The 19550-nt window shown below is 71.3% G+C and carries 15 protein-coding genes and 2 pseudogenes; 9 read left to right on the top strand and 8 right to left on the bottom strand.

What is annotated here, in order from left to right; translation table 11 throughout:
• Positions 1-36: 36 nt before the first annotated feature.
• Positions 37-1311 (bottom strand): extracellular solute-binding protein, encoded by a 1275-nt coding sequence (locus ACWGE1_RS21165; RefSeq protein WP_453422031.1) that lies wholly within the window; start codon positions 1309-1311, stop codon positions 37-39.
• 222 nt (positions 1312-1533) lie between these two features.
• Between ACWGE1_RS21165 and ACWGE1_RS21160 the strand changes: the two genes are divergently transcribed.
• The 3 genes from ACWGE1_RS21160 (at position 1534) to ACWGE1_RS21150 (ending at position 5427) form a co-directional block, all read left to right on the top strand.
• Positions 1534-3336 (top strand): glycoside hydrolase family 13 protein, encoded by a 1803-nt coding sequence (locus ACWGE1_RS21160; protein ID WP_453422030.1) that lies wholly within the window; start codon positions 1534-1536, stop codon positions 3334-3336.
• A gap of 26 nt (positions 3337-3362) precedes the next feature.
• Complete coding sequence (locus ACWGE1_RS21155) at positions 3363-4394, top strand: LacI family DNA-binding transcriptional regulator (protein WP_453422029.1); 1032 nt, start codon at positions 3363-3365, stop codon at positions 4392-4394.
• Between the two features lie 142 nt (positions 4395-4536).
• Positions 4537-5427: a phosphatase PAP2 family protein gene (locus ACWGE1_RS21150; protein ID WP_453422028.1), complete on the top strand. Its 891-nt coding sequence runs from the start codon at positions 4537-4539 to the stop codon at positions 5425-5427.
• A 24-nt stretch (positions 5428-5451) separates the two neighbouring features.
• Here ACWGE1_RS21150 and ACWGE1_RS21145 read toward each other — a convergent pair whose 3' ends face one another.
• The 3 genes and pseudogenes from ACWGE1_RS21145 to ACWGE1_RS21135 form a co-directional block, all read right to left on the bottom strand.
• Positions 5452-6612, bottom strand: a complete 1161-nt coding sequence (locus ACWGE1_RS21145) for a hypothetical protein (protein ID WP_453422027.1) — start codon at positions 6610-6612, stop codon at positions 5452-5454.
• Positions 6613-6617: 5 nt separating this feature from the next.
• Positions 6618-6878: a DUF397 domain-containing protein gene (locus ACWGE1_RS21140; RefSeq protein ID WP_453422026.1), complete on the bottom strand. Its 261-nt coding sequence runs from the start codon at positions 6876-6878 to the stop codon at positions 6618-6620.
• A pseudogene (locus ACWGE1_RS21135) lies at positions 6875-7632 on the bottom strand (helix-turn-helix domain-containing protein). Before ACWGE1_RS21135 ends, ACWGE1_RS21140 begins: the two are co-directional and overlap by 4 nt.
• 353 nt (positions 7633-7985) lie before the next feature.
• Here ACWGE1_RS21135 and ACWGE1_RS21130 point away from each other — a divergent pair.
• The gene (locus ACWGE1_RS21130; protein WP_453422025.1) at positions 7986-8840 is read left to right on the top strand and encodes a helix-turn-helix domain-containing protein; all 855 of its coding nucleotides are present in this window, start codon (positions 7986-7988) and stop codon (positions 8838-8840) included.
• A gap of 117 nt (positions 8841-8957) precedes the next feature.
• Here the strand turns inward: ACWGE1_RS21130 and ACWGE1_RS21125 are convergent, their stop codons facing one another.
• On the bottom strand, positions 8958-9362 hold the full coding sequence (locus tag ACWGE1_RS21125; protein WP_453422024.1) for a type II toxin-antitoxin system PemK/MazF family toxin: 405 nt from the start codon (positions 9360-9362) through the stop codon (positions 8958-8960).
• A gap of 255 nt (positions 9363-9617) precedes the next feature.
• Between ACWGE1_RS21125 and ACWGE1_RS21120 the strand changes: the two are divergent.
• Positions 9618-10060: pseudogene (locus tag ACWGE1_RS21120) on the top strand (IS701 family transposase); the annotation flags it as partial.
• A gap of 54 nt (positions 10061-10114) precedes the next feature.
• On the opposite strand, the gene ACWGE1_RS21115 reads toward ACWGE1_RS21120, so the two are convergent.
• Complete coding sequence (locus ACWGE1_RS21115) at positions 10115-10498, bottom strand: VOC family protein (RefSeq protein WP_453422032.1); 384 nt, start codon at positions 10496-10498, stop codon at positions 10115-10117.
• A 68-nt stretch (positions 10499-10566) separates the two neighbouring features.
• Here ACWGE1_RS21115 and ACWGE1_RS21110 point away from each other — a divergent pair, with 68 nt between their 5' ends.
• Positions 10567-11232, top strand: a complete 666-nt coding sequence (locus ACWGE1_RS21110; RefSeq protein ID WP_453422023.1) for a DUF6461 domain-containing protein — start codon at positions 10567-10569, stop codon at positions 11230-11232.
• 140 nt (positions 11233-11372) lie between these two features.
• Positions 11373-11807 carry a hypothetical protein gene (locus ACWGE1_RS21105; RefSeq protein ID WP_453422022.1) on the top strand — a complete coding sequence of 145 codons (435 nt, stop codon included), beginning with the start codon at positions 11373-11375 and terminating at the stop codon, positions 11805-11807.
• Between the two features lie 6 nt (positions 11808-11813).
• Here ACWGE1_RS21105 and ACWGE1_RS21100 read toward each other — a convergent pair whose 3' ends face one another.
• Positions 11814-12383 carry a hypothetical protein gene (locus ACWGE1_RS21100; protein WP_453422021.1) on the bottom strand — a complete coding sequence of 190 codons (570 nt, stop codon included), beginning with the start codon at positions 12381-12383 and terminating at the stop codon, positions 11814-11816.
• Positions 12384-12874: 491 nt separating this feature from the next.
• On the opposite strand from ACWGE1_RS21100, the gene ACWGE1_RS21095 reads away from it, so the two are divergent.
• A complete protein-coding gene (locus ACWGE1_RS21095) occupies positions 12875-13639 on the top strand; it encodes a CAP domain-containing protein (RefSeq protein WP_453422020.1) in 765 nt (254 codons plus the stop codon).
• 56 nt (positions 13640-13695) lie between these two features.
• Here ACWGE1_RS21095 and ACWGE1_RS21090 read toward each other — a convergent pair whose 3' ends face one another.
• Positions 13696-16683, bottom strand: a complete 2988-nt coding sequence (locus ACWGE1_RS21090) for a bifunctional [glutamine synthetase] adenylyltransferase/[glutamine synthetase]-adenylyl-L-tyrosine phosphorylase (RefSeq protein ID WP_453422019.1) — start codon at positions 16681-16683, stop codon at positions 13696-13698.
• Positions 16684-16971: 288 nt separating this feature from the next.
• Between ACWGE1_RS21090 and ACWGE1_RS21085 the strand changes: the two genes are divergently transcribed.
• Positions 16972-19524, top strand: a complete 2553-nt coding sequence (locus tag ACWGE1_RS21085; protein ID WP_453422018.1) for a PIG-L family deacetylase — start codon at positions 16972-16974, stop codon at positions 19522-19524.
• Positions 19525-19550 lie beyond the last annotated feature (26 nt).

Below are 19550 nucleotides of genomic sequence, written 5' to 3'. Positions count from 1 at the left end.
GCCACCGACTGGCTGGTGTGAGCAGCCATGGTTTCGTTACTTCCAGCCCTTGAGGATCTTGCGGAACTCGACGCCGGCCGCCTTGGCCGCGTCCTCCGGGCTCGACGCCCCGGTGATCGCCTTGGTGTATTCGACCTTCAGCGGCTCAAAGAGGGAGCCGTTCTCCGGGATCCAGGCGCGCTCGACGGCCTTGTCCACGGCCGGCTTGAAGAACTGGACCATCTCGCTGCTCTTGACGTCCGGCTGCTCGTAGGCGGCGGTACGGGTCGGGAGCAGGCTGAGCTCCTTGGCCGACTGCACCTGGACCTCCTGCGAGGTCATGTAGTCGACGAAGGCGTGCGCCGCGGCGGTGTTCTTGGAACCGGCGTAGACGGCGAGGTCGTGGCCGCCCTGCGGGGCGCCCGCCTTGACGGAGCCGGCCGGGACGGCGGCGATGCCGAGGTTGGCCTTGTCCTTGAACTGGTCGCCGGCGTAGCTGTCGGCCACCGCCCACGGACCGTTGATCATCATGGCCGCCTGGCCGGTCTTGAAGGCGGTCTGCATGTTGTTCCAGCCGTCGGTGGCGTTGGTGATCGCCGCGCCGGAGGTGACCAGGTCACGAGCGGTCTTGAAGGCCTTGACGCCGGCCTCGTTGTCGACGGTGACCGTCTTGTTCTTGGCGTCGACCAGGTCGCCGCCCTCGCCGTAGATGAGGGGGAGGAACCAGTAGGAGTCGTCGCCGCGGAGGTAGAGGCCGGCCTTGCCGGTCTTTTCCTTGATGGCCGCGGCGGCCGTCTTCACCTCTTCCAGCGTCTTGGGGGGCTGGACGCCGGCGTCGGCGAGCATCTTCTTGTTGTAGAAGAGGCCGAGGGTGTCGATGACCTGCGGGACTGCGTAGGTCTTGCCCTCGTACTTGCCGCTGGCCGCTGCCTGCGAGAGGAACTCGGCGTCGACCTTCTTCGCCGTCTCGGCCGGGACCTCGTCGAGGTAGCCCAGCGAGGCGAAGTCCGCGACCCAGCCGACGTCGGCGCGGATCACGTCAGGCGCGTCGGAGCCGCTGCTGAAGGCGTTCTTGACCTTGTTCTGCGCGTCGCCGTACGGGACGTTGACGTACTTGACGGTCACCTTCGGGTGCTTCGCCGTGAACGCCTCGGCGAGCTTCTGGAAGCTGGCCTTCTCGGCGTCGTTCGAGGTGTCCCACCACGTGACCGTGCCGGAAAGCTCGCCGCCGGCCTTGGACTCGCCGGCCGCGTCCTTGTCGTCCCCACCGCAAGCCGTTGCCGCGAGCGCCAGGGTCGCGACCAGCGCGGTGGCCGCTATGCCACGCCGCATATGAACTCCTTCGATGATCCCGGCCGCGCCCTCGCGGTCCCGAGTTGCCAGGAACGTAACAAGACTGAAAGAGGACCGAAAGGGCTTGCGTAAACTTTCTGCAAGCGGAGGCGATCGTTACATCCGTGTGTCCGTACGGTTGCCGCAGCTTGCTGTTAGTTCGAGTCACCTTCGACTGCCCGGGCCCGCAACCAGGGGGCATGTACCCGCGTTGACCCCGATATGACCCACGACTCGACGGCCGTCCAGCTTGCAAGCTCTTCCAGCAACGCGACCGCGAGCGGTGGCTGGTGGCGCGATGCCGTCATCTATCAGGTGTACGTACGATCCTTCGCCGACAGCGACGGAGACGGCATCGGCGACCTCCGCGGGGTCCGCTCCCGCCTCCCCCACCTCGCCCGCCTCGGGGTCGACGCCGTGTGGCTCACCCCCTTCTACGTCTCCCCGCAGGCGGACGGCGGCTACGACGTGGCCGACTACCGGGCCGTCGATCCCCTCTTCGGCGACCTCTCCGACGCCGACGAGCTCGTCCGGGCCGCGCACGCCCTGGGGCTGCGGGTCATCGTGGACGTGGTGCCGAACCACACCTCCGAGCAGCACCCGTGGTTCCTCGCCGCCCTGGCCGGGGATCCGGGGGCCCGCGAGCGCTACCTCTTCCGGCCGGGCCGGGGGCCGGGCGGCGCCGAGCCCCCGAACGACTGGGAGTCGATCTTCGGCGGCCCGGCCTGGACCCGGGTCGCGGACGGCGAGTGGTATCTGCACCTCTTCGCCCCCGAGCAGCCGGACCTCGACTGGACCCACCCCGAGGTCGCCGCCGAATTCGCCTCCGTCCTGCGGTTCTGGCTCGACCTCGGCATCGACGGCTTCCGGATCGACGTCGCCCACGGCATGGTCAAGGCCTCCGGCCTGCCCGACATCGGCCGCGGCGCCCAGGCCACGCTGATCGGCACCGAGCCGCTCCCCTTCTTCGACCAGGACGGGGTCCACGAAATCCATCGTTCCTGGCGCCGCCTCCTCGACTCCTACGAGGGCGGGCGCATCGGGGTCGCCGAGGCCTGGGCGCCGACCTCCGAGCGGCTCGCCCTGTATGTGCGACCCGACGAACTCCACCAGGCCTTCAACTTCCGCTTCCTCAATTGCCCGTGGGACCCCGCCGCGATGCGCACGGTGATCGACGAGTCCCTGGCCGCCACCACCGCCGTCGGCGCCCCCACCACCTGGGTGCTGTCCAACCACGACGTGGTGCGCCATGTGACCCGGTACGGGGGTGGGGCCCGCGGCCTCGCCCGGGGCCGGGCCGCCGCCCTGCTGATGCTGGCCCTGCCCGGGTCGGCGTACCTCTACCAGGGCGAGGAGCTCGGCCTCCCGGAGGTGGTGGACCTCCCGGACCCGGTCCGCCAGGATCCGGCCTTCCGCCGCGGGCGCCGCCGGCCGCCGTCCGGTGGCCCCGTACCGCCGCCCCCTCCGGGCCCTGCCCCCGATCCGCACACCGCGGCGGACGCGGAGGCCGAGGCGGAAGCGGAGGCGGCGGCCGAGGCGGAGGTGGCGGCCGGGCAGGACGGGCTGCGCGACGGGTGCCGGGTCCCGCTCCCCTGGTCCGGCGCGGAGCCCCCGTACGGCTTCGGGCCGACCGGCAGCTGGCTCCCGCAGCCCGCCGGCTGGGGCGACCTCAGCGTCGCCGCCCAGACCGGCGACCCGCACTCCACGCTGGAGCTCTACCGCGCCGCCCTGGAACTGCGCCGGGCGATGCCCGGCCTGGGCGCACCCGAGGCGGGCCGGACCGCGCCCGACGCCCCGGCCGACGAGGCGCCCGTGCTCCCGGACCCGTGCGGGATGCGCTGGGAATCCGCCCCCGACGGTGTCCTCCTCTTCACCCGCCCCGGCTTCGCCTGCACCCTCAACACCCGCTCCGTCCCGGTCGAACTTCCCGCGCCCGGACGTCCCGTACTCTCCAGCGCCCCGGTGGAGACCGACGGCCGCACCGTCCGACTTCCCCCGGATTCGTGCACCTGGTGGTCATCGTGAACGTCCGACCGGTACAGTCCAATCCCGTGACCGCACGGCTAGCCGACATCGCAGCCCAGGCGGGGGTCAGCGAAGCCACAGTCAGCCGCGTGCTCAACGGCAAGCCCGGTGTGGCCGCAGGCACCCGCGAATCCGTGCTGGCCGCGCTCGACGTACTCGGCTACGAGCGGCCCGTGAAGCTGCGCCAGCGCAGTGCGGGGCTCGTCGGTCTGATAACTCCTGAACTGGACAACCCGATCTTCCCGGCGCTCGCCCAGGTCATCGGCCAGGCCCTGACGCGCCAGGGGTACACGCCGGTGCTGGCCACGCAGACGCCCGGCGGGTCCACCGAGGACGAGCTGACCGAGATGCTGGTCGACCGCGGGGTCTCCGGGATCATCTTCGTCTCCGGTCTGCACGCCGACACCACGGCCGACATGGGCCGCTACGACCAACTCCGCGGGCAGGGCGTCCCGTACGTCCTCATCAACGGGTTCTCCGACAAGGTGCAGGCCCCCTTCGTCTCCCCCGACGACCGGGCCGCGATGCAGCTCGCCGTCACCCACCTCACCGCGCTCGGGCACACCCGCATCGGGCTCGCCGTCGGACCGAAGCGGTTCGTCCCGGTCCTCCGCAAGATCGAGGGCTTCCGGCTCGGGATGAAGGAGCGGCTCGGACTCGGCGAGGCCGAGATCGAGGAGCTCATCCAGCACTCCCTCTACTCGCTGGAGGGCGGCCAGGCCGCGGCGGCCGCGCTGATCTCGCGGGGCTGCACGGCGGTGGTGTGCGCGAGCGACATGATGGCGCTCGGCGCGATCCGGGCGGCCCGGCAGCAGGGGCTGAAGGTGCCGCAGGACGTGTCGGTGGTCGGCTTCGACGACTCCCCGCTCATAGCGTTCACCGATCCGCCGCTGACCACCATCCGCCAGCCCGTGCAGGCGATGGGGCAGGCGGCGGTCCGTACCCTGCTGGAGGAGATCGGCGGTACGCCGGCCCCGCACAGCGAGTTCGTCTTCCTGCCCGAACTGGTGGTGCGCGGCTCCACGGCCTCGGGCCCCGGGCAGCGCCGCCGGGACTAGGTGCAGAGGGCACGCATCAAGGGCCTGCGCCGGGACCCGGGATGCTTCCGGTTGCGTGTCGTACTCAAGGCGGACCGGAGGCGCCGAAGACCGTCCCGAGGGATGATCGGAGGCGAGAACGCATCTGGCAGACTCTCTCCCCATGGGTGAATCGAGCGTGAAGACACTGGAAACCCGGACGGATGTCTCATCACCCAATGCGGCTGAGACGGATACCCGCCCGGGGTCCGAGCGCACCCTGCTCACCCGGTTGCGTGCCCCACGCCGGCCCCGGATCTGGTTCGAGGTCCTGCTCATCGCGATCAGCTACTGGACGTACTCGCTGATCCGCAACGCGGTGCCCGAGCAGAAGGCCGCCGCCCTCGCCAACGCCGACTGGATCTGGGGCGTGGAGCGGACCCTCGGCATCGCCGTCGAGGAGTCGGTCAACCACGCGATCAACTCCGTGACGTGGCTGATCGTGGGCATGAACTACTACTACGCCACGCTCCACTTCGCCGTGACCATCGGCGTGCTGGTGTGGATCTACCGTTTCCATCCCGGGCGGTACGCCGCCACGCGCCTGGTCCTCTTCGCCACCACGGGCGTGGCCCTGGTCGGCTACTACTGCTACCCGCTCGCGCCGCCCCGGCTGATGAACGGGCAGAACTTCATCGACACCGTGCTGGTCCACCACACCTGGGGCTCCATGGCCTCCGGCAACCTCAAGCAGATGTCGAACCAGTACGCCGCGATGCCGTCCATGCACATAGGGTGGTCGCTCTGGTGCGGCCTGACGATCTTCGCGGTCGCCTCGGCACCCTGGGCCCGGATCCTGGGTCTGCTCTACCCGACGGTGACCCTCGTCGTCATCGTCGCCACCGCCAACCACTTCTGGCTCGACGCCGTGGGCGGCATGATCTGCCTGGCCTTCGGGTACACCGTCTCGCGCACCTGGTACGGCTCCTTCGCCCACCACCTGCCCCGCCACCCCGAGCACGCGGGTCCGCACCCCGCGACGGAGATGCTGAACCGCATCCGTACCCGGGCCTGAGGACCGGACCGGCCCCGGTCCGGGTCACCGGTCCCGCAGCCCCCGCAGCAGCGCCCGCCCGCCGCCCGGCACGAGCTCCGTGCCGGGCGCGGCCGTACCCGGAGCGATCCGCTCCAGGGCTTCGGTGAGGGTGTGGGCGTAGGACGTGTCGATGATGATGCGCGTGGGCTTGTAGGGGTGGCTGAGGCGTTCCTCCGAAGCCAGGATCCAATGCAGCAAGGACGCCGCCGCGGCCGCCGGGGCGCCGATCTCCCCGAGCCGGCGGACGGCCTCCTGCACCGGCAGCGCCTGCAGACCCGTCCAGGACGGATCCACCTCCGCCAGCAGGACCGGCACGGCCGGCTCCGGGTCCCCGGTGATCCGCCAGTACGCGTGCGCGGCGAAGACCCTGGTCCACGCTCCGGGCGATTCCATCAGGCCGCGCACGGTGTCCGCGTGCACTGCGGCCAGGGGGCCGAGATCGGCGAGGAAGGGCAGCCCGTGACTGGCGCTCCCCGATGCCACGGCCGAACCGCACACGTCGAGTGCGAGAGCCGGATCCCCGGTGACCTTCCAGTGCGCCCAGGCGGCGCGCCGCGGGTGACTGCGGCTCGTGCGGGGATCACGCCCGGTCGCGTACGCGGCCAGCCGGTCCGCCGTCCCGGCGGCGGCGGGCCCGATCCGGCCGAGGACGCGCAGGGCCTCGTAGGCGTACGGCGTGTCCAGGCGCCGGGCCACCTCGGTCACGGCGGGTGCGGCAGCCGCGCCGCAGAGCGCGAGGAGGTCGAGGGTGGTGGTGTTCCCCTGGTAGCCGTCCGCATCGTGCCGGAGCTTGGTCAGCAGGACCTCGACCAGCTCGGCCGCGGGCAGCCCGGCCAGGACGCGGGACTCCGGACGGCTGTACGGAAGCCGCCTCTGCTCCGCGAGGGCGTGCAGGGCCGGCAGCGCCCGCAGATCGCCCATCCCGGCAAGGGCCAGGGCGCGCACCTGCACACCGCGGTCGGCCGGGGTCCGGAAGTACCCCTGCTGTCGGCGGAGGTCCTGGGCGATCCGATCGGCGTGCCGGGTGACGGCCCGGCCCGCCTGGACCAGCGCGTTGTCGGCGTCGTAGCTCGACTCCTGGGAACAGACCGCCTCGACCACGACGTCCCAGCACGCCGGATCCGGCCGCCGGTACCGGTAGACGGCATCGACGGCGGAATCCACCCGTCTCACGAGGTGACGGCGTGGGCGACGAAGCCGTTCCAGGCGGCGGGGGCGACGGCCAGCCGGGCGTGCTCGGGCCGCTTGGAGTCCCGGACGAGGACCGTCCCGGAGGTCCGGGCGACCTCGACGCAGTTGGGTCCGTCGGCGGTGCTGTAGCTGCTCTTGATCCAGGCGACCTCGATGCAATTGGGGCCGTCGGCGGTGCTGTAGCTGCTCTTGACCCACGCCAGCGCGGAGAGGCCCACGCCCGACGGCTTGATGCTCATGTCTCCCCCAGTACCTTCTCGATGAACTCCAGCGATGCCCGAGGCGTCAGAGCCTGTGCCCGGATCATGCCATAGCGCATGTCCAGGATCTGGACCTCTTTCGGCTCGGTGATCAAGCGACTGGCCAGCTGAACTTCGTTGTGTCCGACCGTCGTTCCGTCCCTGAGACGCATGACCGTGAACGACGCACCGAGACCGGAGTGATCCTCGACCACCATGGGCATCACCTGGATCTCCACAGTGCGCAGCCGGCCGACCTCCAACAGGTGCTCCAGTTGGTGGCGCAACACCATCTTGCCCCCGATGGGCCGTCGGAGGACAGCTTCTTCCTGCACGACGGTCAGCAGCGGGGCCGGATGCCGCCGGAGGATTTCCTGGCGCGCCAGCCTCGCCGCGACGAGGCGCTCGATCTCGTCCTCGGAGAAGCCCGGGCGCCTCAGCCCGAACAGGGCACGGGCGTACTCCTCCGTCTGGAGGAGGCCCGTCACCACGACACGTTGTCGTACGAGCCGATCTCCACCCCGTCCGATTCCAACTTGGCCAGATCCCGAACCTTCTTCGGATAGCGGGCCCTTTCCACGTCCGCCTTCATCGCGGCGATTTTCCCGCCCGCCCCAAGGACCTCGTCCGCCTTGTCCAGGAACTCAGGACGCGGAATACGGGCTCCGCGCTCGATCTTGTAGATCAGGTTCGCCCCGTAACCCATCCGTTCGCCGAACTTGGAACGGTCGAGTGCGGCGGCCTCCCGCCACATTGGTGTCCGCGCTGGCCGTGCGGTGGGGAACGGATCACGGGCCGGCGCCGCTGAAGACGGTGTGGGCGGAAATGGATTTGGCGAGTCCGATTTCACCGGATCGAGGTTTTCACGACCCGGTGGATCAATGCCCGGTCACGCACGACGCCTAAAGACCAATAACCGGGGGAAAAGACCTCTCCATACCTCCCCCTCCCCTCTCACCCGGTCGGGTGAATCACCCCAACCGGGCTGGCGCATATGACAATTCACCGGGCACTCTGACTCCCGACAACCCCATAAACGCATTCGGCCCCCGTCCGGGACTGGCATCCCGACCGAGGGCCTGACCACACAGGAATCTACCCTTCCCCATGGCTGACCAGCAGCTTAGCGCGCCTGCGCGCGTCCCGTCGGGAATCCGGCATGTCAACCACAACCACCGCCGCGGCTACGTCAAGATCGGCAACCACCTCGCCCAGCACCGCGAGCTGAGCATGACGGCGATCGGGCTCGCGACGCACATCCAGTCGCTCCCGACCGGCTCGAAGGTGACCATCAAGGCCCTCGCCGAACGTTTCCCGGAGGGCGAGGTCCGCATCGCCGCCGCCCTGCGCGAGCTGGAGCAACACGGCTACCTGGCCCGCTTTCAGGAACGGCTCCCGACGGGGCGCGTCGTGACCTGCACCGTCTCGTACAACAACCCGCCCGTGAGGGCGGAGGCGGCCCGCGAGCGGCGGGTCCCGCCCGCCCGGTCCGCGCCGAAGCCGACCCCGCAGCCGGACCCGGACCCGGAGCCCGAACCGGAATCGTGCCCGGAGACCGAACCAGTCGTGTCCGAGGTCGAGTTGGCGGCGCGGGAGCTGCTGGCCCGGCTGCGTCTGCGGGATCCGCGGCTCGTGCTGTCCGAGCGCGACACGGTACGGCTGGCGCCCGCCGCGGCCGTCTGGCTGGAGCGCGGGCTGACCCCGGGCGCGGTCACGGCGGCCCTGACGCGCTCGCTCCCGACGGCGGCGATCCACGCCCCCGCAGCGCTGCTCGCCCACCGGCTGCGGGAAATGCTGCCGCCCCGCCTGGCGGACCTCTGGGCGGCGCACCCCGCCCCGCCGGACCGCACGGTCCACCCCCTGCGCACGTGCGACGGTTGCGAGCGCGCCTTCCGCTCCCCCGCTCCCGGCCGCTGCCGGAGCTGCACCCCACCGACGGCCGTGGCGACACCTGCTGCTTAATGCTCCAGCCGTAGATCGTGATCTCGGTGGTGCGGGGCGCCGAGGCGGCAGGTGACCAGCGTCGATCACCTTGCCCGAGATCGCCCACACCGTCGCGGGCGTCGGCGCCTTCTCCGTCTACCCGAGTTCACCGAGACGGAGGGCATCCCTTATCTCGCTGAGCTTCGCGGTCGTGGCCGGGGTCCGCTCCTGCGCTTGTTCGGCGAGTCGGAGGGCGTCGTCAATCTCGCTGAGCTTCACGGAGGACAGGACGGCCGCCCGCTCCATCAGGTCGTCCCGGGACACAGTGGTCAGCCACGTGCACGGGGTGAAGCCTGGACGCGGGAACGCGAGCCGCAGCACGCCTTCGAACGGCAGTCCTTCACCGGCGCCGACCGTCACTTCGATGCCCAGACCGCTGATGTCGACGCCGGCCGGAGCGACGACCTGCATCACCCGGATCCCGGACGTGTCGTCTCCCGACAGCAGTACGACCAGCCTCCGCTCGTCGAACTGGACCCACCAGACTTCGCCACGTTGCACAAGTCCTCCAGACACATGACGGCGGGCAGACGCTGCGCGACCCTGACGCGCTGTGGAGACGGGTGCGGCCACCGTTGATCATCGGTGTGTGAAGACTGAAGATCATGCGGTGGCCGCAGGTCGCAGCGTAGACCCTGCCCGCTGACAGGAGGCGTTCGAGGGCCTGATGGCCCGGATCGCGGGCCGGTTCGCACGGGTCGAACCCCAACGTCGGGTCGGGCGGTGTGCTCGGGCTGCTGTCGGACCTGCCGCGCAAGACCCGACCGCAGCACCGGCGAACTCTCGTACCACCGCTGCTACTCGCCGGCCGCCGCAGTGCCGCTGACCACCCTGGTGCGCGTCGCTGGATCAAGGTGGCGGGTCGAGGTGGCGGGTCGAGGAGTTTCCAGACCGGCAAGGGCCTGGCGGCCTTGGACGAGCACCAGGTCCGCCGCTACCCGTCCTGGTCCCGCTGGGGCACCCTGGCCATGCTCGCGCACGCCTTCCTCGCCGTCGTCCGCGCGAACGAACACGACCGCGATCCCGCACGAGACGCCCTCATACCGCTCACCTGCAACGAGATCCAACGGCTGTTCATCACGCTCGTCATCCGGCTCGCCTTTGACCCGGTCCACCGGCTCGGCTGGTCCGACTGGCAACGCTGCCACCAGGCTCGATCCCAGACCAGCCACTACCGGCGGCAAGCCGCTCGAACGTGAAGATCCCGATTTACGGCTGGAGTACTAGAGGTCGTCCGAACCGGTCGCCCGGCGTCAGGAATTCATGGCTGCCCGGTCGGACTCGCTGCGCAGGACGCAGAATTCATTGCCTTCGGGATCGGCAAGGACCGCCCAGCCCGAACCATCAGGATCCCGGTGATCGGCGACGAAGGTGGCACCGAGGCCGAGCAGCCGGTCCACCTCCTGATCGCGCGAGGTCTCAGGGCGCAGACACAGATGGATCCGGTTCTTGACCGTCTTGGCCTCGGGCACCTGGTTGAAGTACAGCACCGGACCCTCCGCGAGCAGCACCTGGGTCTCCCGGTCACCCGGTCTGGCATCCGGATCCACCGGACGGCCCGTCACACTGCTCCAGAACCGCGCCAGCTCGTAGGCATCCGCACAGTCGATCGCCACGTTCTGCAATACCGAAACCATGCGCCCCACTCTTCCCGACCTCCGCTCCGGACGCTCCGGTGTCAGTGGGCGCTGGGAGGATGCACCGCATGAGCTCAGCCACCGCAGCCGACTACGGCTGGATACGTTCCTCGTCCCCCCTGTTCAAGCACGCGCTGGAGGAGATCGGGTACACGCTGACGCTGGTGCGGGGGCTCTCGCCGGCGGAGCTGCTCGAAGTGGCGGGGGCCGAGCCGCGGGAGACGTGCGAGGGGATGGGCGAGCTGCTCGAGGAGCAGACGGAGCTCTGGTTCGGGGACGGGGGCTCGTCGGAGTCCTTCCTCGCGGGAGCGTTCACGGTGCCGGGCGAGGGCGGGGACTGGGCCCTCGCGCTGGAGTTCGGCGGCGACCTGGGAACACGGCCGGCCATCATGGGGGCCCTCTCCACGGGGACGCGGGCAGTCTCGCATTCGAGCAACGGCGGGAAACCCATGGACTTCTTCCACTGGTACGAGGACGGGGAGCTGCGGACCACCTTCGAGTGGCCGGCGGACCGGACCGGCAGCACTCCCGACGATCTGAACGCCCTCATGAGGGAGGTCGGTCTCAATCCGACGGGGGACCAGGACCCCGGCGTCGACAGGAAGGCGGCGGTGTTCGCGCTGACCGAGCGCCTCACGGGCGTACGGGTCACCGAGGAACTGCTGGTGGACGCCGTGTACCGAACGGGCGAGGTACCGGAGGAACCCGCCTCCTACCACCTCCTTTCCCCATAAGGGAGAAGGCGGCACACCCTCGCCGCGGCCGTCACCGCCCTGGTGGCCATCGGCGGCTCGCACGCGTCGCGCCCGGTCGCTTTTCCTTCCCGCCACCGCGACCAGTACTGCGCGGGAACCCCGCGTGCGAGGCTGCGGGCATGGAGAACGAGTTTCTGGACGCCGAGGACTACGCCTCGGTCCGTCTCGCCGCACAGCGGCTTTCCACCCCCTACGACTCCGGGTCGCTGAACGACCACATGGAGGGGTGGGCGGAGTTCGTGGCGGAGGTCGAGGAGGGGATCGACGCGATGTGGGCGTGCCAGTTCGACCACGACGCCCGCGCTCGCGACTGGCTCCACGACGCCTGGCCGATCCTGACCGAGCGGGTCCGCAGGATCCGTCAGCCCGAGCTCGACGCCCTGGACGAACGGTTCCGCGCCGCCACGGCGCCCGTCAAACCGCTCGGCATGAGCTCGCAGGAGATGGCCGAGCAGCCCCGGTGGTGGCTGTACCGCTACCCGCTGCGTGTGACCGGGGATCCTGCCGAGCCACTGCCTTCGGCGTGGTCACCGGCGCCCGAACACATCGAGTGACGGGAGTCAGAGGGCGTCGTCGGCGGCGGCGTCGATGAATGACTGCAATGCGAACAGCTGCGCCTCCACCGCCTCGGCGAATTCGGCGTCGGCCTTCTTCACGTCGACGCCTTCCGGGCCATTGCCGTACCACTCGGTCGCCATTGTTCCCACGCGCGTGGAACGCGTTTCGATCGCCGCCAGGGCCGCCCTGTCCTCGGGCGGTGTCACGAGGCGCGCCGTCGTGAGCGCCCGCGCGAGGTCCGTGTTCGCCGGCACGTACCTGTCCTCGAACTGGCGCCGCCTTTCCTGATCCGTCTTGGTGGGGTCGAGACTCAGGCTCAGCAGCTGGGTCGCCTGTGCCACGTACTTGTTCGCGCTCGCGGCGAGCTCGACATAGGCGGCCCGGCGGACGTCGGCCCGGCGGGCGTGGGCTTCCTCCCGGCGCGTGTCCTTGGCCTCGAAATAGGCGAGCGTGCTGCCCGTGAGACCGGCCAAGGCGCCGATCATCGCCCCCGCGAGCGCGGCAGAGGTGGTGCTCCGCTGCTTGGGCCGCTCGCTCGCCCCGTCGTCGGCCTTGTCCTTCTTCTGCGTCATGCAGTACCCGTACCGCGGGCGGCGCGCCCGGCACCCGCGCGGCGGCGGCCCGGACCCGAACGTGTGAGCCGGGGGTCGCTCCCGCCTCCGAATGCACCATGATCGGGCGCGGGAAACAGTGACATGCGTCACGCCGCCCGCGTCGGCCGAAGTCTTTCTTGACGGGGCGTTAACCCGCCGACATTTCGATATTTGTCCCTTTTGGAATCGACATTCCCCTCTCTGCCGGGAACGGAATCTGCGATACCGGTGGGCTTGTCGACGACCGCCCTGGTCACGGCCATTTCTGAGCAGCCATCAGATGGTTGCAGTAGTGATCAGATCGTGACCATGCACGATCACCGGCACGTTTCAAGCCGCGATTCGAATGCCCCGCGCGGGTCGGAAACGGAAACTTGCCAGGTCATTGGCGGCCTTTTAAGAATGGCGGCTCCTCCGGCACCCCGCGATTAGGGAGCCGGAAGCTTCGCGATCACCGAATGAGGTCACGCATGCAGAAGCATCGGAAGAAGACGTCCTACAGGAAAATAGCCATCGGGGTCGGCGCGCTCGCCATCGTGGGTGTTCCCACCGCAGCCATGGCCTGCTTCGACGGTCAGGACAACGGCCGCACGCGAACCGTGAGCCAGCAGGAGCGGCGCCCGTGGCAGTACGCGCCCTCGGCCACCCCGAGCACCCCGGCGCCCGTGGACGTCCCCCTCCCGAGCAGCCCGCCGAGCAGCCCCGCCGAGGCCTCCCCCAGCAGCCCCGCGGCGCCCGCGCCCGCGCAGCCGGTCGTACAGACCTCCCCGCCCGCGCAGCCGAAGCCGGCGAAGCCGCCGGTCGTCACCAAGAAGCCGCAGGCGCCCCAGCCGTCGACGACCGCCGCCCCGCCCGCCAGCGGCTCCGTCGCCGCGGTCCTCGCGCTCGTCAACCAGGAGCGCGCCGCCGCCGGATGCTCGGCCGTCTCCCTCAATGCGAAGCTCACGAAGGCCGCGCAGGACCACAGTGCGGACATGGCCTCCCACAGCAACATGTCCCACACCGGATCCGACGGCTCGGACCCGGGCGCGCGCATCACCCGCGCCGGGTACGCGTGGAGCACGTACGGCGAGAACGTCGCCTACGGCTACAGCACTCCCGAGAAGGTCATGGAGGGCTGGATGAACAGCCAGGGCCACCGGGAGAACATCCTGAACTGCTCCTTCAAGGAGATCGGTATCGGCCTGGCGCAGCCCGGCAACTACTGGACGCAGGACTTCGGCACGGCGCGCTGACGCACCGGGCCGGGGCCGGGGGCCGTTCAGGCCCCCGCTCCCCCGGTCGGCGCCGGTCAGCCCCCGTAGAACAGTTCCTCCACCACCGCCCGGGCACGGCGGGTGATGCGGCGGTAGTCGTCGAGCATCTCCCCGACCGTGCCCTCGGCGTATCCGAGGTAGCGGCCCACGGCCGCCAGCTCCCGGGCCTCGGTCGGGAAGGTGTCCCCGGCGCGGCCGCGCACCAGCATCACGGCGTTGCGGACCCGGGTGGCCAGCACCCAGGCCTCGTCCAGGATCTGCGCCTCCTCGGTCGGGATCAGCCCGGCCGCGTGCGCCGCCGCGAGGGCCTCGCGGGTACGGGTGGTGCGCAGGCCCGGTTCGGCCCAGGCGTGCCGCATCTGGATCAGCTGGACGGTCCACTCGACGTCGCTGAGGCCGCCGCGGCCGAGCTTGGTGTGCAGGGTCGGGTCGGCCCCGCGGGGCAGCCGCTCCGACTCCATGCGGGCCTTGAGCCGGCGGATCTCCCGTACGGCGTCCTCGCCGAGCCCTTCCATCGGGTAGCGCAGCGGATCGATCAGCTCGATGAAGCGGGCCCCCAGCTCGGCGTCGCCCGCCACTGGTTCGGCACGCAGCAGCGCCTGGCTCTCCCAGGTCAGTGACCAGCGCCGGTAGTAGGCGGCGTAGGAGGCCAGGGTGCGCACCAGCGGGCCGGAGCGGCCTTCGGGGCGCAGGTCGGCGTCGATGAGCAGCGGCGGGTCGGTGGTGGGCAGCTGGAGCAGCCTGCGCATCTCGGCGATGACGGTCTGGGCGGCCTTCGCGGCCTCCTGCTCGTCGACGCCCTCGCGGGGTTCGTGGACGAACAGGACATCGGCGTCGGAGCCGTAGCCGAGTTCGTGTCCGCCGAAGCGGCCGACGCCGATGACGGCGAAGCGGGTGGGCAGCGTGTCGCCGTAGTGGCTGTGGACGGCGGCGCGCAGGGCCCCGGCGACGGTGGCGGCGGTGAGGTCGGAGACGGCCCCGCCGACCCGGTCGACCAGGGCTCCGTGGTCCTCCTCCGCCGGGTTGTCCTCCGTACCGTACGAGCCGATGATGTCGGCCGCGGTGGTGCGGAAGAGCTCGCGGCGGCGCACGCCGCGGGCGGCGGCGACGGCGGCCTCGGGGTCCTCGGCGCGGCCGACGGCGGCCAGGACCTCCTGCTGGAGGGCCTCGTGCGTACGGGGCTGCAGGCCCTCGGGGTCACCGAGCAGGGCCACGGCCTCCGGGGCGCGCATCAGCAGGTCGGGGGCCAGGCGCCCGGCGGACAGGACGCGGGCGAGGTTCTCGGCGGCGGCGCCCTCGTCGCGCAGCAGGCGCAGGTACCAGGGGGTCTTGCCGAGGGCGTCGGAGACCTTGCGGAAGTTCAGCAGACCGGCGTCCGGGTCGGCGGAGTCGGCGAACCAGCCGAGCATCACGGGCAGCAGGGTGCGCTGGATGGCGGCCTTGCGGGTGACGCCGGAGGCGAGTGCCTCCAGGTGGCGCAGGGCCGAGGCCGGGTCGGCGTAGCCGAGGGCTTCGAGGCGCTGGCCGGCGGCGCGCGGGGAGAGCCGGGTCTCGCCGGGGGTGAGCTGGGCGACGGCGTCGAGCAGCGGCCGGTAGAAGAGCTTCTCGTGCAGGCGCCGGACGACGGAGGCGTGCCGGCGCCAGGCCTTGTTGAGCTCGGCGACCGGTTCGGTGCGCAGGCCCATGGAGCGGCCGAGGCGCCGCAGGTCGTTCTCGTCCTCGGGGACGAGGTGGGTGCGGCGCAACCGGTAGAGCTGGATGCGGTGCTCCATGGCGCGCAGGAAGCGGTACGCGTCGTGCAGTTGGGCGGCGTCGGCGCGGCCGACGTAGCCGCCGGCGGCGAGGGCGTGCAGGGCGTCGAGGGTGGTGCCGGAGTGCAGGGTGGCGTCGCTGCGGCCGTGGACGAGCTGGAGCAGCTGGACGGCGAACTCGACGTCGCGCAGGCCGCCGGGGCCGAGCTTGAGCTCGCGGTCGACCTGAGCGGCGGGGATGTTGTCGACGACGCGGCGGCGCATCTTCTGGACGTCGGCGACGAAGTTCTCGCGTTCGGCGGCCTGCCAGACCAGCGGGCTTATGGCCTCGATGTACTCGGCGCCCAGGGCCTCGTCGCCGGCGACGGCGCGGGCCTTGAGGAGGGCCTGGAACTCCCAGGTCTTGGCCCAGCGCTGGTAGTAGGCCAGGTGGGAGGCGAGGGTGCGGACGAGGGGCCCGTTGCGGCCCTCGGGGCGGAGGTTGGCGTCGACGGGCCAGATGGTGCCCTCGACGGTGGTCTCCGAGCAGATCCGCATGAGGTGGGAGGCCAGACGGGTGGCGGCCTGGAGGGCCTTGCCCTCGTCGGCGCCCGGGGCCGAGTCGCCGACGAAGATGACGTCGACGTCGGAGACGTAGTTCAGTTCGTTGCCGCCGCACTTGCCCATCGCGATGACGGCGAGGCGGCACAGGGCCGCGTCCTCGGGGGCGGCGGCGGAGGCGATCCGCAGGGCGGCGCGGAGGGTGGCGGTGGCCAGGTCGGCGAGCTCGGCGGCGGTCTGGGCGACGTCGATGGTGCCGCAGACGTCGCGGGCGGCGATGGAGAGCAGGCAGCGGCGGTAGGCGACGCGCAGCGCGACGGGGTCGTGGGCGTCCGCGAGCCCGCGCTCGAAGTCGGAGAGTCCGGGGTGCAGGTCGGCGGCCTCGTAGGTGACGAGGCTGAGCCAGTCGCGGGGGTGGCGGGCGAGGTGGTCGCCGAGGGCCTCGGAGGCGCCCAGCACGCCGAGCAGCCGGTCGCGCAGCGGCTTGGCGCTGACGAGGGTGTCGAGGAGCCCGGGCAGTTCACCGGCGGGCTGCGCCTCGGCGAGCCGGACGAGCCCGATGAGGGCGAGGTCGGGGTCGGCGGTCGCCCCGAGCGCGTCGAGGAGCACGGGGTCGGTGCGTACGGCTGCCAGCGCGTCGGCGTCGAGCAGCCGGGCGGCGGCGGAGGGGTCGGTGAAACCGCTGCGGAGCAGTCGGATGAAAGTGCTGCTCCTGCGTCCCGGGACCGTCATCCCGCCGCCTCCCGCGGTTGTTGCTGCCACTTGCCTGTCACTGCCTGCGCCGCTGCCGCTGCTTGCTGCCTGCTGCCTGCTGCCTGTCACTGCATCGGCCTGTTCCTGAGCCTAGGCCCTGGGACCTGTCGGCGGAGTCCCGCCCGGGCCGCGGCGTAGCTTAGGGCGTGTCCGGATCAGGTGTTCGACTCAAGGCACGTACCATGCCAGGGATTATCGGAGTATCAGACCACTTTTCGCGTGACGTGATGGGGGCAGCTCCTCGCCGACCGGCCCGGGGGGAGCCACATGTCCGACGCCTGGCAGGGCCCCGCGGCCCGGGACCACGGTGTTCCGGGTGTTGCGGGAGTTCCGGGTGTAGCGGGAGTTCCGGGTGCCCCGACCGGATCCGCGTGGGGGCAGCCGGGCGGGCCGCCCGGGCAGGCGTACCCGTCGCATCAGGTCTACCAGGCCCAGCAGCCACAGCAGGCGTACCCGCCTCGTGAGGCCCATCACCCTCAGCCCACCCACGAGGCCCAGCAGGCCCAGTCGGTCCAGTCGGTCCAGCAGGCCCAGCAGGGCTCCGAGCAGGGCGACTTGGCCGAGCCGGCGGGCCCGGCCCCCGAGACCGGGAACCCCGAGGCCGGGGACCCCGAGGCCGGATCCAGGGCCTCCGAGGGCCGGCGCGGCCGCCGCCGGGCCGTCGGCGCGGCCGGGTCCGGGAAGTCGGCCCGCCGCGAAGGGCAGCCGTCCCGCCAACGCCGGTCCGGGCTCGTCAAGTTCGCCGCATTCTGCGCGGCCACCGCCGTCGGCAGCATTCTCCTGTTCCGGGGGAACGAGATCCTCGACCGTCTCGGCTCCCCAGCCGTCCCCGACCGCGCGACCGGCGCCCCGGCCGCCGTCGACCCGCCCGACCCCGGGCGGGTGCTCCAGATCGTCGCGCACCCCGACGACGACCTGTACTTCATGAACCCGGACCTGCGGTATTCCATATCCGCCGGTCACCCGGTCACCTCGGTCTACCTGACCTCCGGCGAGGCCGACGGCATCAACGCCGGCGCCGCCAAGGCGGCCACCACCGCGCCCAACAAACCCGCCTACGCCGAGGCCCGCCAGAACGGCATACGGGCCGCCTACGCCAAGATGGCCACCGGCGACCGCAGCAGCCCCTGGACGCGCGCCGTCGTCCCCACCAAGGGCGGCGGTCATGCCGAGATCGACGTCCTCGTCGCCAAGCCGCAGGTCAACCTCGTCTGGTTGCAGCTGCGCGAGGCGGGCCACGGATCCGGCGACGCCCCGGACAGCCTGCACGGCCTGTGGGACGGCAGGGTTCCCCGCCTGGAGTCGATGCTCACCTCCGGCACCCCGGTCAGGACGAAGTTCTCGTACTCCAAGGACCAGGTCGTCCAGACCCTCGTCGGCGTCCTGGAGCAGTACAGGCCGACCACCATCCGCTCCCAGGACCCGACCCCGGGCCGCTATCCCGACACCAAGCGGTACACGGACCACCAGGACCACTTCTACGGCGCCCGGTTCGTGCAGGCCGCCACCGCCGCCTACGCCGAGGGCGTCAAGGACCGCCCGCACTTCGCGGTGCAGAACTACGTCGGCTACTTCAATGGGTCCCTCCCCAGCACGCTGGACCCGGACGAGTCCAAGGCGAAGCTGGACATCCTGGGCACCTACGCCTGGCTCGACAGGCAGAACCACTGCAACAGCGACGCCGGCTGCGGCGACCTCAAGGTCGCCGACCAGCCCGGGGGCAACCGGTGGTCGGAGTCCATCAACTACGCCCGCGGCACCAGCACCACGTGGCTGACCTCCGACGCCGAGCTCGGACTGTGGGCCTTCAAGGTGCTCGACGGCCGGCTGGCGCTCTGGCACCGGCCCGGTCTCGTCGGCCGGTGGAAGGGCCCGGACCTGCTCCCCGGCACCGGCATGGACCCGGGCGTGAGCACCGTGACCCTGCCGGACGGCCGGATAGCCGCCTTCGGTACCCGTACCTCCTTCGGCGCGAAGCCCGCCGACTACCGGCGCGAGGTCGGGTACGTGGTCCAGACGCGCCCGGGGGCCGAGGAGTTCACGCCGTGGCAGTCGCTCGGCACCCCCGAGACGGCGGACGAGACGTGGACCTCCGACATCAGCGCGCCGGCCGTGTCGGTCGACGGCACCGGGCAGTTGGCGGTGTACGTCCGCGACGGCGCGTACACCCTGCGCGGCCGGGTGCAGCACGCGGACGGCGGTTGGAGCGCGTGGGAGAAGTACGGCGGCGCCGACCTGCAGGGCTCCCCGGTCACCGCGACGGACGGCGCCGGGCGGCGCATGGTGCTTGCCGCCACCTCCAAGTCGGTGGTGGGGTGGGTGCAGCCGAAGCCGGGCGCCCCGCTGGACCGGGCCACGGCCACCGGGCTGCCGGACACCACGCTCCCGCTGACGGCGCAGGGCCGCGAGGGCGGCGTACGGCTGTGGTTCCGCAAGCCCGGCTCGGGCAACGTCCGTACCGCCCTGATCACGGGTGAGGGCGGGCTGAAGGTGAGCGGGATGACCGACCTCGGCGGCCTCCAGGGCTTCGGCTCGGTCACCGCGAGCGGGCACATCCTGGCGGGCCGCACGGCGGGCGGCCAACTGGGCTCGGAGGCCGGGTCGGGGCGGCCGTGGGAGCGGTCCCCGCTGATGTTCGTGGGTGGGCCCTCCTCCACGATGACGGGCCGGAACCTGGTCAGCCTGGCGGTGGTGGGGCTCGACGCGCGGCTGTACGTGACCTCTTCGGCCGACTCCCCGAACGCACACCTGGCGCCGTGGCAGCCGGTGGGTCCGCGCAACACGGGTGGTCTGGCGCCGGGCTCGACACCGGGTTCCTAGAACCGGCCTTTCCGAAGGGCTGGTTG

This window comes from Streptomyces sp. NPDC054932, from assembly GCF_053610205.1.
The sequence above is the reverse complement of the archived record's forward strand: the minus strand, read 5'-3'. Positions and strand labels throughout refer to the sequence as shown.

Excerpts from the sequence above, each read along its gene's own strand:
- ACWGE1_RS21165 (WP_453422031.1), bottom strand. The coding sequence starts at position 1,311 with ATGCGGCGTGGCATAGCGGCCACCGCGCTGGTCGCGACCCTGGCGCTC.
- ACWGE1_RS21160 (WP_453422030.1), top strand. The coding sequence starts at position 1,534 with ATGACCCACGACTCGACGGCCGTCCAGCTTGCAAGCTCTTCCAGCAAC.
- ACWGE1_RS21150 (WP_453422028.1), top strand. The coding sequence starts at position 4,537 with ATGGGTGAATCGAGCGTGAAGACACTGGAAACCCGGACGGATGTCTCA.
- ACWGE1_RS21140 (WP_453422026.1), bottom strand. The coding sequence starts at position 6,878 with ATGAGCATCAAGCCGTCGGGCGTGGGCCTCTCCGCGCTGGCGTGGGTC.
- ACWGE1_RS21130 (WP_453422025.1), top strand. The coding sequence starts at position 7,986 with ATGGCTGACCAGCAGCTTAGCGCGCCTGCGCGCGTCCCGTCGGGAATC.
- ACWGE1_RS21115 (WP_453422032.1), bottom strand. The coding sequence starts at position 10,498 with ATGGTTTCGGTATTGCAGAACGTGGCGATCGACTGTGCGGATGCCTAC.
- ACWGE1_RS21110 (WP_453422023.1), top strand. The coding sequence starts at position 10,567 with ATGAGCTCAGCCACCGCAGCCGACTACGGCTGGATACGTTCCTCGTCC.
- ACWGE1_RS21105 (WP_453422022.1), top strand. The coding sequence starts at position 11,373 with ATGGAGAACGAGTTTCTGGACGCCGAGGACTACGCCTCGGTCCGTCTC.
- ACWGE1_RS21100 (WP_453422021.1), bottom strand. The coding sequence starts at position 12,383 with ATGACGCAGAAGAAGGACAAGGCCGACGACGGGGCGAGCGAGCGGCCC.
- ACWGE1_RS21095 (WP_453422020.1), top strand. The coding sequence starts at position 12,875 with ATGCAGAAGCATCGGAAGAAGACGTCCTACAGGAAAATAGCCATCGGG.
- ACWGE1_RS21090 (WP_453422019.1), bottom strand. The coding sequence starts at position 16,683 with ATGACGGTCCCGGGACGCAGGAGCAGCACTTTCATCCGACTGCTCCGC.
- ACWGE1_RS21085 (WP_453422018.1), top strand. The coding sequence starts at position 16,972 with ATGTCCGACGCCTGGCAGGGCCCCGCGGCCCGGGACCACGGTGTTCCG.